The organism is Parasediminibacterium paludis (assembly GCF_042651445.1).
Lineage (GTDB): Bacteria > Bacteroidota > Bacteroidia > Chitinophagales > Chitinophagaceae > Parasediminibacterium > Parasediminibacterium paludis.
On record NZ_JBHSDC010000002.1, the window covers coordinates 524,954 to 541,157 of the forward strand.

Here is a 16,204-nt window from a genome sequence, read left to right on the forward strand (position 1 = left end):
ACGTTTGTATTAAACTGATTGAAGTAGTAATTAAAACGGACTAGGTGGTAGGTAATTTCATTTCTTCGTAAGCATCTAGTTTGTCTAGTTCTAGAATGGTATGTGTATTGGTTTCGTTTGGATGGTACATAGGTAAAAATTTAGCGCCATATACAAACTCACTAGCCACATAACTACCACGCGAAATAACCGTGTTGGCAAAGCTTTCATCAAAGCCTTGAATTAAAATTAAAATTTCTGCATTGGCATTATCAATATCCTCTTTTGATAGGTTGTAAAAAGGGCTTTCTTCATTAATGATGTGTACGATGGTCCAGTTGCTGATTAAGCTATTGGCTTTGGCAATATCGAGCGGTAAATTGAAAAACTTATTTTTCATCATACCGTCATCATCTAATATTTGCATGCTCATGGTTACTTTGGCTTCTACGTTTACCAAAAAGTTTTTGGTATAGGGCACAATGCGGAACATAAAAGCTGTGCCACCTCTAAATGGGGTAAATAAAGCATTTTTACTGTATTTAATATAGGCTCTCGGTCGCGCAAAACGACCATATAATAAACCCGTAATTAAGGCAAAACTCATTAAACCTACCAAGGCTTCAAGCGAAGCCGTGAAGCTTGTAGCAAAGCCAATAGGATTGATACGGCCATAACCAACGGTGGTAAAGGTTTGTGCGCTAAAGAAAAAAGCTTCGCCAAATTTTTCGCTATTGGTTGTGGCTGTTAAGCCAGCTAAATGTTCTAGACCTATCATTAAATACACACCTGCAAACACTAGGTTAATGCCAATAAAAGCAAGCATGATGATGAATAGAAATTTCCAATTTGGTAGCGATAATAAAGTGTGGTAAACATTAAAGCGGCTAAAAAAGTTCATGCCGCGCATTTCAATATTGGCTGAGCCATCTTTATTAAAAAATCTGCCGCCATTATAGTTGACGTTAGTGCCTAAACCCGTTTCTGTTTCTGCTTTTGCTCGGCGGTTAAAATGTGTTAGTAGTGCCATAATAATTTTGCTATAGTCTTGGTGTGTGCAATATCGTATTTTAGCCGCTACTAATTTTATTTTCTACATGCAGTTTAAGCAGTTTTTACGTCAAAGTCTTATCTGGCGAGGCTTGTATTTTTTTACTGTTTTTGCTTTAAATCTTGTGCTTAGTAGGTTGTTACAAGCCGAAGTGAGTGGTTGGTTGTACTTTATTATTAATATTTTTAGTTTTATTATAGTTTTAGGGGGGTTTAATATCGATAGCGGTATTACTTATTTTTCTGCTTCGTCGGTAATGCCTAAAAAAGCATTGGCCATATTTGCATTGCTTTGGGCTTTTGTAAGTACCTGCTTGTTGATTCCTTTTTTATACTTGTTTTTTAAGTTTTTTTTTGTGACACCGCAAATTGCTTTAGGTGCATTGGTATTTTTTGGGGTCAATTTTATATTTGGTGCTTTATTGGTGCTTTTTTATGTGCCTATGTTTTATGTAGATAATAATGTCGCATTACCCAATATTATACTATTTGCAACTAACACGCTTTATATTTTTTTTATACTTTTTCTTACTCCTAAAAACCCAACATTGAGCGTTGTTTTTAGCAGTTACTGTTATCTTGTTTGTAGTCAAGGTATCATTATTATGGTATTATACTTTTTTAAAAATGGCAACTATCTTGGTGTGTCATTGCTTAGCATACCGCAAATAAAGCAATTGCTGCAATATGCTTCAATTGCTTTTGGTGGCAATATCGTGCTGTTTTTAGTGTACCGTATAGATTATTGGTTTGTAGAGCGCTATTGTAGTCCGGCCAGTTTGGGTAATTATATTCAAGCATCAAAGCTTGGTCAGTTGTTGCTCGTAATACCGCAAGTACTTGCTGCTGCTGTATTTCCACAAACCGCAAGTATGGTAAATACCGATCAAATAAGCAGAGATATTTTAATAATATTTAGATTAATGATACAATTTTTCGCATTTGCGTTTTTATTATTACTACTAATAGGCAAGTGGTTATTACCTTTCATATTTGGTAGCACATTTAATAATATTTACGCACCTGTTTTATTATTAATGCCAGGTATCTTATGTTTATCAATGCTTGTAATTTTATTATCTTTTTTTTCTGGCAAACAACGGTCGAAATACAATTTTAATGGTGCAATGCTTGCATTGGCTGTTATATTGTTAGGTGACTTTTTTTTAATACCTACCTATGGTATTTATGCGGCAGCAATAGTAAGTACGATAGCCTACTTCGCAAATTTTGTGTATGCAATCTATCAATTTAAGAAAATGACTAATTGCATCGTAAGTGACTTGTATGATTTTAGAAAAAGTGATTGGCTTTGGTTACTATCACTCATACAAAAGCAATAGTTATTATTCGTTGTTAGTTGGGGTTGTTGGTGTAGGGCGATCGTTTTCAATTGGGGTATCGCTGTTATTTCTATAAGCTGCAATACGAAAGAAAATACTTATGCCTAATACAATCAGCCATGCATAAGTGATGAATTTAAATGCATTATTAGCTTTTTTCAGAAATACCCGAAATGGTTTACTACTTTTTTTAATATCGTCTGCAGTGTAGTGTTTGTTGAAAATAGATTTTACCGATTTTCTGGTAAATGCCACTTTAGGCTTTTTAGTGCTAATTAAAAAATACACAACTAGCATTTTTAGTACTAATATCAGAACACCTAACAGCGCAATTAGTAGGATGTTAGAAGCTAGAAAATCTACTATTTCGTCCATTTCGAAAGGGTATTTAGTTTTGGTAACGTGAATATAGTAATCTCAAGTTACTTTGTTTAAAATCTTTCAATTGTTTTTACGCTTTGGTTAGGCACTAGTTCTGACTTCTACCGTTATCTTTGCCACAGTTATGAAGAATATTAGAAACTTTTGCATTATTGCGCACATCGATCATGGTAAAAGTACTTTGGCCGATCGTTTACTAGAGCATACCAAAACTATTGGCGAACGTGACATGATGAATCAGGTGTTGGATGATATGGATTTAGAGCGTGAGAAAGGGATTACCATTAAAAGTCATGCGATACAAATTGCTTATACTTCGAAGGGTGAAACTTATAATTTCAATTTAATTGATACTCCTGGTCACGTAGATTTTAGTTATGAGGTAAGCCGTGCTTTAGCCGCTTGTGAAGGTGCTTTATTGTTGGTTGATGCAAGCCAAGGTATTCAAGCGCAAACCATTAGTAATTTATATTTAGCTATTGATAATGATTTGGAAATTATTCCTGTTATCAATAAAATAGATATGGATGGCGCCATGATACCCGAGGTGCAAGACCAAATTATTGACCTTATTGGCTGTAAAGTGGAAGATATTTTATTAGCTAGTGGTAAAAGTGGTATTGGTATTGAGGGCATTTTAGAAGCAATTGTGGAAAGAATCCCTGCACCTAAAGGCGACTATGATGCGCCGCTTCAAGCACTAATTTTTGATAGTGTTTATAATAGTTTTAGAGGTATTATTATTTATTATAGAATTATGAATGGTATTTTACGTAAAAACGATAAAATACAATTTGTAGCGACTGGACAAAATTATAATGCCGATGAAGTAGGGGTGTTAAAGTTAAATATGACACCTAAAGAAGAAGTGAAAGCGGGCGATGTGGGGTATATTATTACGGGAATTAAAAATGCCAAAGAAGTAAAAGTTGGTGATACCATTACTTTGGCCAATAATCCTGGCGAAATGATTCATGGTTTTGAAGAGGTAAAACCGATGGTTTTTGCGGGTATTTTTCCTGTAGAAACCGACGCTTTTGAGGAGTTGCGTGAGTGCATGGATAAGTTGCAGTTGAATGATGCTTCTTTAACGTTTGAGTTAGAAACGTCTCAAGCTTTAGGTTTTGGTTTCCGCTGCGGCTTCTTAGGCTTACTGCACATGGAAATTATTCAAGAACGTTTAGAACGCGAGTTCAACCAAACAGTCATTACCACTGTACCAAACGTAGGATTTATTGCTTATACCTCAAAAGGTGATAAAGTAATCGTAAACAATCCTGCGGAAATGCCTGAACCAACTAAAATTGATCATATTGAAGAGCCTTTTATTCGTGCGCAAATTATCTCTTCGCCAGATTATATTGGTAATATTATGACTTTGTGTTTGGGTAAACGTGGTATTTTACTCAACCAAACTTATTTAACACCAACCCGTGTAGAGTTAACGTTTGAAATGCCATTAACCGAAATAGTATTTGATTTTTACGATAAACTAAAAAGCCAAACCCGTGGTTACGCCTCATTTGACTATACACCAATTGGTATGCGTGAGGCCGATATTGTGAAAATGGATATTTTATTAAATGGCGAAAAAGTGGATGCGTTAAGTGCATTAATTCACCGTAGTAGAAGTCAGGATTTTGGTAGAAAATTATGTGAAAAACTAAAAGAATTATTGACCAAACAACAATTCCAAATTGCTATACAAGCGGCTATTGGTGCAAAAGTAATTGCCCGTGAAAATATCAGTGCGATGCGTAAAGACGTGACTGCAAAATGTTATGGTGGTGATATTAGCCGTAAGCGTAAATTATTAGAAAAGCAGAAAGAGGGAAAAAAACGTATGCGTCAAATTGGCAATGTAGAAGTGCCGCAAGAAGCTTTTTTAGCGGTATTGAAATTGGATTAAAAATATTGGTTTAATAAAAATCCCGATTCTAATTAGAATCGGGATTTTTTATGAAATAAAGTTCTTAGTATTTTAATATGTTGTGACCCATTTTGTCTCTCTTTGTTGTTAGATATTTTTCGTTAAATTGATTAGGTTTAATTTCGATGGGTACAATGTCTACTATTTCTAAGCCATAACCTTTGAGCGCAGCACGTTTGCGAGGATTGTTGCTCATTAATTTAAGTTTTGTGGCACCTAAATGGCGCAACATTTGTGCCCCGACACCATAATCGCGTTCATCCATACCAAAGCCGAGATGTAAGTTGGCCTCAACGGTATCCATGCCTTCTTCTTGTAATTTATAGGCTTTTAGTTTATTTATCAAGCCAATGCCTCTTCCTTCTTGGTTCATATATAATATTACGCCTTTGCCTTCTGCTTCTACCATTTGCATGGCTTTGGCTAACTGTTCGCCACAATCGCAGCGAAAGCTTCCTAGAATATCACCAGTAAAGCAACTGCTATGTACACGAGTTAGCACTGCTTCATCTTTATCCCATTCGCCTTTTATCATTGCCAAGTGCTCTGCACCAGTTGTTTTTTCTTTAAAAGCAATAAGTTTAAAATGCCCATTTTTGGTAGGCATATCTACACGCACTATTTCTTCTACCAAGCTATCCCTGTTAAGTCGATACTCAATCAAATCTTTGATAGAAATAATTTTGAGGTCAAATTTCTTGGCTATTTCAAGCAGTTGGGGCAAACGAGCCATAGTGCCATCTTCATTCATAACTTCCACCAAAACACCTGCAGGTTCCAATCCTGCCAATCTTGCTAAGTCTACGGTAGCTTCTGTGTGGCCCGCTCTACGCAAAACTCCACCTGTCATTGCTTTTAAAGGAAAAATATGACCTGGTCTACCTAAATCGGATGGTTTAGTTTCGGGATTGATAAGCGCAAGAACAGTTTTTGAGCGGTCTTGCGCCGAAATACCTGTGGTTGTGTCGGGTGCAATCAGATCGACAGATACTGTAAATGCGGTTTCATGAACAGCGGTATTGGTAGCCACCATTGGCGTTAATTCTAATTCTTGGCAGCGTTTAGCTGTTAACGCCGCACAAATTAACCCCCTCCCTTCCTTACTCATAAAATTGATAGCTTCGGGTGTGGCATATTTTGCAGCAATTATAAAGTCGCCTTCATTTTCACGGTCTTCATCATCCACTACAATTACCATTTGACCTTGCTTAATGGCTGCTATTCCTTCTTCTATTGTATGTAACATAATTGCGCTATAAATATTTGCAAAGCTAATGGCTGTTAGCAATTGTAAAGCCAAAGGGTGTTAAATCATTTCTGTAATCGAAAAATGGGGTAAAAAAGGATTTGAGTAATGATTTCTTAATATGACTGGAGCAACGTTTTGTTAATATCTTGTTGTCTTTTTTAACAATAATCACCTTTCTTTGCACTTTATTGAAAATTTAACATTGCATATCGGTAAAAAGCTGTATAAAAGTTTTTAAAACAGAAAATCCTGGTGATACAGACAACAAAATAAATACTTGGTAATAATTACATAACATTAATGGTGTTGAAACTCTAAATCTTAACATCACATTTGCAAATCGAAAAACAAACATTAATTATGATGAAAAAACAAATTACCCGTTTTCTATCGTTCATGGTACTGCTATTAGCTGTAAACATGACAGTAAGTGCGCAGGTTACTAGTGGTACTATAACTGGTACTGTAAAAGACCCCAAAGGAGTCGTGCTTACTGGTGCCACTGTAGAAGCTATCCACGAGCCATCGGGTTCTAAGTACAAAACAGTGTCTGGTACTTCAGGTAAATTCAATTTACCAGGTTTACGTGTAGGTGGTCCTTATAAATTGACAATTACTTATGTTGGATTTCAAGTAGAAACCATTACTGATATTTATGTTCAATTAGGTGTGCCAAGCTCAGTAGATGTCGCTTTACGTGATAATACAACACAATTAAAAGAAGTTACTGTAGCTGGTACTTCTCGTAAAGGGGCATTAATTTCTAAGGAAGTAAAAGGTACTGGTACTAACATCAACAAGCGTTTAATAGCCGCATTACCTACATTAAGTAGAAGTATTACAGATATTACACGTTTAACGCCTCAATCAAATGGTACTTCATTTGCAGGTCAAGATAACCGTGCTATTAACTTTACTTTAGATGGATCTATCTTCAATAATTCATTTGGTTTAAGCGCGTTAAATGGTGGTCAAACCAACTCTACACCTATCTCTTTAGACGCAATTGAAGAGTTACAAATTAACTTATCACCATATAACTTAAAAGATGCAGGTTTTACTGGTGCTAGTATTAATGCGGTAACTAAAAGTGGTACTAACACCTTCCATGGTACAGGGTTTTATAATAATAGAAATCAAGGCTTAGTAGGTACTAAAGCTGGTACTGATGGTACGCAAGATGTAACTGTAACTAATTTTGACGTTAAGCAATATGGTGTAAGCGTCGGTGGTCCAATCATTAAAAACAAAGCTTTCTTCTTTTTAAACTATGAAGCTGAAAGAAGAACAGACCCAGGTACTTTAAACGTGGCATCAACAGGTAGCAATACAGGTGCAAACGTTACAAGAGTAAGAGCTAGTGCATTAGACTCATTAAAAAGCTTCTTAACTACTAATTTTGGATATAACCCAGGTGATTATCAAGGTTACAACTTTTTAACTAAAAGTGATAAAGCTGTTGCAAGATTTGACTTTAACTTAAGTGATAAGCATAAGTTGAGTATTAGAGGTAATTTCTTAGAAAGTAAAAGAGATGTAGTAGTTAGTAATAGTGGTACATTTAGTGGTTCTAGAAACAGTCTAAATGCCATGAGCTTTTCTAATACAGCGTATGAAATTAATAACAATATTTATGGCGTAATTGGACAGTTAAATAGCCGTTTTAGCAATAGAATTAGCAATGAATTGACGTTTGGTTATACTGCGAATAGAGATTTCAGAGCTGTTAAAGGTGGAAATTTCCCTACTGTTGATATCCAAGATGGTGGTCAAGCAAATGCAAATGGAACTACATACACTACCTTTGGTAATGATCCTTTCACGCCTAATAATAAGTTGTACACAGATACCTGGCAATTTAGCGATAACTTAACTGCTTATTTAGGTGGTCACACACTAACTGCAGGTGTTGCATACGAAAGTTTCAAATTTTTGAATGGTTTCACACCTCAGATAAATGGTACATATACGTTTGCTAGCTTGTCTGATTTTTATACTGCTGCAAATGCTTATTTAGCCAATCCAAATTTAACGACAAGTCCTGTAGTGTTGAAAAACTATCAAGCTGCCTATTCTAATTTACCAGGTGGTGCTGTTTGGTATGCTACTACTCAAGCAAGACAAATTTCTGCTTACGTGCAAGATGAAGTAACTATTGACAAAAAATTAAACTTAACTTATGGTGTACGCTTCGAAGTGCCTTATTTCGTTGGCTCTGGTTATGTAAATACACAAGTTGATGGTTTAAATTTTGTTGATGAAAATGGTAATCCAACTAAATTAAGCACTTCTAAACTACCTACTGCAAAGTTAATGATTAGCCCAAGAATTGGTTTTAATTATGATGTTAAAGGTGATAGAACAGTACAAGTTCGTGGTGGTGCTGGTTTATTCACTGGTCGTCCTTCATTTGTATTTATTAGTAACCAAATTGGTAACAATGGTGTGTTAAATGGTTCTGTAAGCTCAAACAATACAACGGCTTATCCATTTAGACCTACTGCACCTGCTACTTATCCAAACTTTGTACCAAACCCGGGTGTACCTGCGGCTTCTTATAATATTGCAACAACGCAACAAGATTTCAGATTCCCACAAGTATTTAGAAGTAATTTAGCCGTTGATTTCAAAATATACAAAGATATCGTTGGTAGTGTTGAAGGATTATTTACGCAAAGTTTATCTAATATCTTTTACTACAATGCTAACTTAAAACCATCTACAAGTAACTTTACTGGTCCAGATAATCGTCCACGTTTTGCTGGTAGTACTGCTACACGTATTAATGCAAGTAACCCAACCATTACAGATGCAACAGTGATGAAGAGCGGTGCATATGGTGGTTCTTTCAATAGCACATTCAAAATTGAAAAACCAGTTAAAGCTAAAGGCTTAGGTTGGTTAATAGCTTATAACTATAGTAGTGCTAAAGATTATATCTCTCCAGGTTCAATTGCATTCTCTAGTTGGTCTGGTAATAAATCTGTAAATGGTAATAACCGACCAGATTTATCATATAGCGACAACGATATCCGTAACAGATGGATTACCAATATTAGCTATCGTTTTGAATTGGCTAAAACAGCCGCTTTACAATTCACATTATTTGGTCAGATTCAAAACCAAGGTAGATTTTCTTATACCTATAATGGTGACATGAATGGTGATAATATCAGCGGTAATGATTTGATGTACATTCCAAAAAATCAAAGCGAGATGAACTTTGTTCAAAATGGTACGCTTACTCCGCAACAGCAAAATGACGCTTTTGATGCATATATTAACCAAGACAAATACTTAAGTAAAAACAGAGGTAAATATGCTGAAAGAAATGGTGCATTATTGCCAAGTGTCGCTCGTTTTGACTTATCTGTTAAATTGGAATTATTTAGAAATATTGGTGGCAACAGAAATACTATACAGTTAACTGGTGATATTTTCAACGTTGGTAATTTAATCAACCATAAATACGGTGTTGGCGATGTAGTTAATAACTCTTCTCCAGTTACATTTAATGCAGTTGACGCCAACGGCTTACCATCATTTAAATTTAGTCCACAAACAGTAAATGGTGTATCTACCCTTAATTACTCTACTTTAAGAAAAGGTACTTCTTTATCTGATGTATGGCAAGCACAATTTGGTGTTAGATATATTTTCTAATACTTCTGATTCATACTTAGAAAAATCCCCGCTCAAATATTTGAGCGGGGATTTTTGTTTTAAAAATAAGTAATACCTATAAGAGTTAAGCTGGCTCAATAACCCAATAATTCTAGCCAAAATTGTTGCTTTGTTTGAGGAAAATCTGAGAACCCAGCAACATTTTTTATTTCATTCAAGGATATTCTTGGAAGCCAGTAACGATTATTAACTTTCATCAAGGAAAATCCGAGGATCAGCAATGAATGTTACTTTGATATAGGAAATTTCGAGAAGCTAGCAACTGTTTTGCTTTGATTAAGCAAACCCTGAGAAGTTAGCAAACATTTATTATTTTATTACAGGAAATTCCAGAAAGATCTTCCATTTTCAATAAATGATTATTATTTAGAAAATTAGTGAGATTTGCTTAACTAAAAAAAGGTCAACAAGTAACATGACTTGTTGACCTTTTTGATGATTTTTTAAAAGCTTATTTAAATGCCTCTTCTACCACTGAGCCTACACAACCACTAGGCATTTGTACATGTAGCAATGCAGTTATCGTAGCTGCAATATCTGTCATATAGGTTTCTTTATTGGTATGGCCATGTTTTACGCCCCAACCAAAAAATACCATTGGTATATGGCTATCGTAAGGTGCCCATAATCCATGGGTTGTACCAGTTTTACCACCATCAATATAACCTGATTTTAAAATGATTTGAATATCACCACAACGGCTAGGGAAATAGCCATTAATAAACATATTCTTTTGTTTTGCTGGTATTGGTGTTTCTACTAGTTCTTTAATTTCAAATACTTGTGATACAGCTTCTTGACTTTGTAAATATTTAATAACCACCTTGCTGATAGCTTCTTCATCTAATTTCACAGAATCAATTGCTGGATGGTTTAAATGTACTTGGTAGTTAAACATACCTACTACTAATTTATCTGAGCCGAATTTCTCTTTTAAAAGGCTATTGAGTTGCTTTTGCGCGTCTGTTTCATTAAAAGTTCCGCCCGGCAATTTGTTTTCTTTCATAAAACCTGGTACATGTGCCACACCGTGATCCGCCGAAAGAAACACGGTATAATTACCTTTACCCACTTTCGCATCTAGATAGCTTAGAAAATCACCCAAATCTTTGTCTAAACGTAAGTAAGTATCTTCAGTTTCTACAGAGTTAGGTCCAAAGCTATGGCCTACATAATCCGTAGATGATAGGCTTACACATAGCATATCAGTTTCGGTTCCCTTGCCAAGTTGCTCATTGTCTAAGGCAGCTTTTGCCATATCAAATGTCATGCTATTGCCAAAAGGAGTAGTTGCTATATTGCTGTAATTTTTGGTTGCAAATTGTTTTAAACTATATGGAAAACCTTTTTGGTCGTTGCCAAATGGCTTGTTTTCATAGTCTTTTTCGTCAGCAGTACTTTGCGTATAGGTATTAATTGGATACAATGTATTCCAGTTGCCTTCGTAGTATTTGTCTACAATTTTTTTAGCATTAAAATCAGCAGCCCATTTGGGTAGCTCATTCATATAGTAGGTACTTGTAATCCAGTTGCCACTATTTACATCATACCAATAAGCTGCAGTAGCGCTATGGCCTGCTGGCAGAATTGAACCTCTATCTTTTAATGCTACTCCTATTACTTTGTTTCGGAAATTACTAGCTAATCTAATTTCATCGCCAATAGTTGTAACAAGCATGTTGCGGGGGCTCATTTTTCCATTGAGTCCATCAGGGCCGCCAACGGTTTTAACAGTTTTATCTTCGCTGCAATACACGCCCCGTTGCTCGTTTTGATCAAACCAATTGTTGCCTACAATGCCATCTATTGCTGGTACAGAACCTGTGTAAATGCTGGTATGACCAGCTGCCGTAACAGTAGGTGTGTAAGGGATAAATGCATTGTCACAAGTAAAACCTTCACCTAAAAGTCGCTTAAACCCGTTGGGTGTATAGCGATTGGTGTAGCGGTACAAAAAGTCCCAACGCATTTGGTCTACCACAATACCAACTACCAATTTTGGCTTAGAAATTTCTGATTTCTGATTTTGAGATTTAATAGTTTGGGCAAATGTGGTATTGACCAGTAATGCCGCAAATACTGTAAAGTGAGTGTATTTCATACATATAAAGTTGTGTTACAAATGTAGCAGTTGGCTGTAAGTAAACGGGTTATAAAATGATGAACTAACAAGGGTTGATAATTAGATTGGAATAAATAACTGATAACCTTAAATTTGCACACTTTGAAGCGCTTAAACTACAAAAGGAAACAACTAAGAGTGCCACAACGTTGTGAATCGTAATGTTGATGATTCATTGTGGTTCAAAAATTAGACATCACAAATCTGAAATTAGACATATGGCAGACATTTTTGAGAAGTTGGTTAAGAATTACGGGCCTATAGGTCAGCACCGTGAAAGAGCACATGGTTATTTTGCATTTCCAAAATTGGAAGGCGAAATAAGCAGTAGAATGACATTTCGTGGTCAAGAAATGATCGTATGGAGTTTGAATAACTATTTGGGTTTAGCTAATCACCCAGAAATAAGAAAAGTGGATGCTGAAGCTGCTGCGCAATTTGGCTTGGCTAGCCCTATGGGTGCTAGAATGATGAGTGGTAATACCAGTTACCATGAAAGACTTGAGGCTGAACTAGCTGCGTTTGAAAGTAAAGAAGATGCGATTTTATTGAATTTTGGTTACCAAGGTATCATGAGTACGATTGACGCCGTTTGTGGCCGTCATGATGTAATTGTGTACGATGCTGAAAGTCATGCATGTATTATTGATGGTTTGCGTTTACATCCTGGCCACCGTTATGTGTACAAGCATAACGATGTAGAGGATTTAGAAAAACAATTGGAACGTGCAACTGCACTCATAGACAAACAGAAAACTGGTGGTATCTTAGTTATTACTGAAGGCGTGTTTGGTATGGCTGGCGATCAAGGTAAATTGAAAGAAATCATTGAGCTTAAAGGTAAATTTGATTTTAGATTATTAGTGGATGATGCACATGGTTTTGGTACATTGGGTAAAACTGGTGCTGGTGCTGGTGAAGAACAAGATTGTCAAGATGGTATTGATTTGTACTTCTCAACGTTTGCAAAATCAATGGCTTCTATCGGCGCTTTTTTAGCTGGTCCAAGAATTATTATAGATTATATCCGTTACAATATCCGTTCTCAGATATTTGCTAAAAGCTTACCAATGCCAATTGTTATTGGTAATTTAAAGCGTTTAGAAATGTTGCGAACCATGCCAGAACTGAAAGAGAAATTGTGGAGTAATGCATTGAAATTACAAGCTGGCTTAAAAGAGCGTGGTTTTGATATTGGTAACACCAATACTCCTGTTACGCCAGTTTACATGAAAGGTGGTGTAGAAGAAGCTACTGCAATGTGTATGGATTTACGTGAAAATTACAAAGTATTTACTTCTATTGTTGTCTATCCAGTAATTCCTAAGGGCCACATTATTTATCGTTTAATTCCATCAGCGGCACATAATGACGAGGATATAGAAATTACGTTAAAAGCCTTCAGTGAAACGAAAGATAAACTAGATGCTGGTGCTTACAAAGTAGAAGCAATACCTGATATGGCTGATGCTAGATAATTTAATGTTATATTAAAATTGAAAATGCCCCGCTAGAAATACTGGGGCATTTTTATGTTAAAGCAATTGCTCAAGTTAATGTTGCAAAGCGATATGAACCCAAAGGTTTACGAACCCACTGACAATGATAAGCATTACTAAAGCTGATAACATAAAAAATCCCCTGACTATTTAAATAGTCAAGGGATTTTGTTTATATACGAAATCAGATTATAATTTCTTTATAATATCTTCTTGAGCCATGCGTACATAGTCGCTATTTTTAGCAGCAGTAGCATATTCAATACATTTTTCTGCACTTGCTTTTGCACTTACTTTATCGCCAAGTTCTTTTTCTATTCTCGCTTTCAAAAGGTACAACCAAAAAGCATCTTTTTGTTGTTCTACACCTTTGGTAACTAAGCTAAGCGCTTTGTTATTGTCTTTTACCCACTCAAAATAGAAAGTAGCTGCAGTTTGATAATTAGGCTTATCGCTAGCTAAGTTTTTTTCTACATCTGCTTTAATGCGGTCTTTAATATCTACAGCAATTGGTAGGCTTACAGCTAGTTTGTCCCAAGTAATTTGTAGCTCACAGCTTTCATTTTTTACATTGGTAAATTGCATGCTAAGTGTTTCCACTGGGTCAGACAATTTGCTGACAGGCGCTGTAACACGCACTACATCATTTTCTTGCTTGTATAAAGCAGGTTGGTTTACCGTAAGGTCTTTGGTGATGATGATGGTAAAATCTTTTTTACCAGGAATAGACAACAGGCCGTATTTGCCAGCTTTTACGGTAGTACCACCAATAATTACATCATCGCTAAAATTGATAATGGTTGCACCGTTGGCACCAGTACGCCATACTTTATCAAAAGGTACTACATCGCCAAAAATCTTTCGACCTTTTACACCTGGGCGAGAGTAATTAACCTCTACAGTGCCAAGGCCAAAGTTTTGTTTAATAGTTTGTGTAGGGCTAGGCTGAGGCATATTTACCTGACCAAAACTTGTAACAGCTGCAAACGTAGCAGCAAGCATTAATAATCGTTTCATGGAATTCTAGTTTATTTAGTTTGTTTAACAAATTGTCGCGTTAATAACCACATCTTATTATTTTTGATTGGCTAATTAGTGACTTTGCAACAGCGGCGAAGCTAAAGTTTTAAGCGTTAACCAATGTTATATTATGGGAATTTTAGAGGAATTTTGGCTTTATTTTTCTTTTTTCGACTCATCCATTTGGGACCTTCAACCACAGCATTGGCAATTGTTTTGGCTTGGGTGCTATCTATATCGTTAATTACTTTTACATTATAAGCACTACCATTTTTGTCTACCGAAAATTCAATCTCAATATCATCTAATGTATTGCCGTTTCGGTCTGTTATAACCAAACTATTATTGCTGATTGTATCCCCAATAAACCCAATCTTTTGGTTCATATATTTGCTATAATACTGCCAGCCACCTACAGGCATTAGCGAATCAAGTGGGTCAATTGTAATTTTTCCAACCCTACCAGCTACCTCCTTTCTTTTTGCTGAGCCATAACCAATTATTACCACATCATTGAGTGTGTTTTTGGCTGTTTGAGTGGTGTCTTTTGTTAGGGCATTTATGATTTGATGTGTATCAAGATAACCGTTTACAGCTACCATTTGTTTACTTAAATCAGTATGTACGGTTTCTTTTTTCGAATCAGACATCTTACCTTTTAATGTTGTATCAATATTGTTGGGTGGTAAGCCATTTATTTCTTTATCTGAAAGTTTGGCTATGGAAGTATTGTTGTAAAAGTGAGTGCTATCCAATTTTCTTACTTGATCATCTTGCAAACTACTAATAGTTTCTTGCTGTGTTAATGATGCCGATACTACTTTATCTGCCACAATTACTGGCTGCCTTGTGGTTAAAGTAAAGCTAGGTGTCGGCTTGCCATTAGCAGCAGTAGGGCTATTACTAATACTATGTATTGTGTCTACTAAAGCTTTTGGTTTCTCAGTGGCAGGCGTTACAATGGCTACTTGTTGGTTAGTGTTATTGGGTTTTAAAATAGCAAAAGTTACAGCACCAATGGTACCAATAACAATAATTACTGCGGCTGCACTGAACCAATTTTTATAGAGAGTGTGAAATGGAAAAATTTTAGCCGATTCTTTCTCTGGTAAAAGCGCCGCTTTAATGGCTGTTACATCGGCTTCAGCTTTTTTAATATTAGCTTCTCTAAAACCTTCAACAGCATCTTCTAAAAATGGGTCGGCTTGCATGGCTTTTTCAAACGCATACATCTCCTCACGACTCATCTTGCCATTAACATAACTGCTAATGTGCGCGAAATTGTAAGGTGGTATTTTATTGCTATTGCTCTTGCTCATGCTTATCCATGCAAATTTTCAAATTTCTTTTGCCATTTTGTATCAAACTTCTCACTTTATTCCAATCTAGTCCAGTCATTTCTGTAATCTCGTTGTAACATTTTTCTTCTAAAAAAAACAGTTTGATGGTTTGTTGTTGCTCAACATTTAGCTGTTCGATACAATTTTCGAGGCTGTTTAAATACTTTTCTTTTGCCAATATATTTTCAAGATGCGAATAATCTTCTATTTGCATAAAACTGTCTGGTAATTCTGAAAAACCTTTGCCTTTTTCTCGGCGCAACTGCATTAAGCACCAATTTTTTGCCAATACATATAACCAACTTTTAAAATTCTCAGGGTTGTGTTGTAAGAGTTTATTGATTAATGCCTCGTAAATATTCATTACGGCATCTTTTGCAACATCTTGGTCTTTTAAATATTTCACACATACGCCATACACCAAATCAGCATAACGCATATACAATACCGCCAAAGCTTGCTGCTGTTGGTGTTGCTTGTAATGCAGCACCAATTGCTCATCGGTATAAGTATTTAGTAATTGGCTGTTGGTCATGCTGTGGATGGTGCGATGAAAGTACAGGAATTTTTTTTTGAAAATATTTATGTAATCGTCCTGCAAACTGCA

At 35.8% G+C, this 16,204-nt stretch carries 11 protein-coding genes; 4 read left to right on the forward strand and 7 right to left on the reverse strand.

Annotated features, from left to right (window positions below; genetic code table 11):
• Positions 1-40: 40 nt before the first annotated feature.
• Positions 41-1,009, reverse strand: coding sequence for an ion channel (locus ACFOW1_RS02910; RefSeq protein ID WP_379012209.1), 969 nt, complete (start codon positions 1,007-1,009; stop codon positions 41-43).
• Positions 1,010-1,034: 25 nt separating this feature from the next.
• On the opposite strand from ACFOW1_RS02910, the gene ACFOW1_RS02915 reads away from it, so the two are divergent.
• Positions 1,035-2,372: a polysaccharide biosynthesis C-terminal domain-containing protein gene (locus tag ACFOW1_RS02915; RefSeq protein ID WP_379012210.1), complete on the forward strand. Its 1,338-nt coding sequence runs from the start codon at positions 1,035-1,037 to the stop codon at positions 2,370-2,372.
• A gap of 3 nt (positions 2,373-2,375) precedes the next feature.
• On the opposite strand, the gene ACFOW1_RS02920 is transcribed toward ACFOW1_RS02915, so the two are convergent.
• Positions 2,376-2,747, reverse strand: a complete 372-nt coding sequence (locus tag ACFOW1_RS02920; protein ID WP_379012211.1) for a hypothetical protein — start codon at positions 2,745-2,747, stop codon at positions 2,376-2,378.
• 130 nt (positions 2,748-2,877) lie between these two features.
• On the opposite strand from ACFOW1_RS02920, the gene lepA reads away from it, so the two are divergent.
• The gene (lepA, locus tag ACFOW1_RS02925) at positions 2,878-4,662 is read left to right on the forward strand and encodes a translation elongation factor 4 (protein WP_379012212.1); all 1,785 of its coding nucleotides are present in this window, start codon (positions 2,878-2,880) and stop codon (positions 4,660-4,662) included.
• 64 nt (positions 4,663-4,726) lie between these two features.
• On the opposite strand, the gene ACFOW1_RS02930 is transcribed toward lepA, so the two are convergent.
• Positions 4,727-5,929, reverse strand: a complete 1,203-nt coding sequence (locus tag ACFOW1_RS02930; RefSeq protein WP_379012213.1) for a bifunctional 3,4-dihydroxy-2-butanone-4-phosphate synthase/GTP cyclohydrolase II — start codon at positions 5,927-5,929, stop codon at positions 4,727-4,729.
• A gap of 363 nt (positions 5,930-6,292) precedes the next feature.
• Here ACFOW1_RS02930 and ACFOW1_RS02935 point away from each other — a divergent pair, with 363 nt between their 5' ends.
• On the forward strand, positions 6,293-9,595 hold the full coding sequence (locus ACFOW1_RS02935; RefSeq protein ID WP_379012214.1) for a TonB-dependent receptor: 3,303 nt from the start codon (positions 6,293-6,295) through the stop codon (positions 9,593-9,595).
• A 472-nt stretch (positions 9,596-10,067) separates the two neighbouring features.
• On the opposite strand, the gene pafA is transcribed toward ACFOW1_RS02935, so the two are convergent.
• A complete protein-coding gene (pafA, locus tag ACFOW1_RS02940) occupies positions 10,068-11,717 on the reverse strand; it encodes an alkaline phosphatase PafA (protein WP_379012215.1) in 1,650 nt (549 codons plus the stop codon).
• 239 nt (positions 11,718-11,956) lie between these two features.
• Here pafA and ACFOW1_RS02945 point away from each other — a divergent pair, with 239 nt between their 5' ends.
• On the forward strand, positions 11,957-13,216 hold the full coding sequence (locus ACFOW1_RS02945; RefSeq protein ID WP_379012216.1) for an aminotransferase class I/II-fold pyridoxal phosphate-dependent enzyme: 1,260 nt from the start codon (positions 11,957-11,959) through the stop codon (positions 13,214-13,216).
• Between the two features lie 210 nt (positions 13,217-13,426).
• Here the strand turns inward: ACFOW1_RS02945 and ACFOW1_RS02950 are convergent, their stop codons facing one another.
• The 3 genes from ACFOW1_RS02950 to ACFOW1_RS02960 form a co-directional block, all read right to left on the reverse strand.
• Positions 13,427-14,254: a DUF2911 domain-containing protein gene (locus ACFOW1_RS02950; protein ID WP_379012217.1), complete on the reverse strand. Its 828-nt coding sequence runs from the start codon at positions 14,252-14,254 to the stop codon at positions 13,427-13,429.
• A 131-nt stretch (positions 14,255-14,385) separates the two neighbouring features.
• Positions 14,386-15,576 carry a hypothetical protein gene (locus ACFOW1_RS02955; protein ID WP_379012218.1) on the reverse strand — a complete coding sequence of 397 codons (1,191 nt, stop codon included), beginning with the start codon at positions 15,574-15,576 and terminating at the stop codon, positions 14,386-14,388.
• Positions 15,560-16,132 carry an RNA polymerase sigma factor gene (locus ACFOW1_RS02960; protein ID WP_379012219.1) on the reverse strand — a complete coding sequence of 191 codons (573 nt, stop codon included), beginning with the start codon at positions 16,130-16,132 and terminating at the stop codon, positions 15,560-15,562. Before ACFOW1_RS02960 ends, ACFOW1_RS02955 begins: the two co-directional genes overlap by 17 nt.
• Between the last annotated feature and the right edge of the window lie 72 nt (positions 16,133-16,204).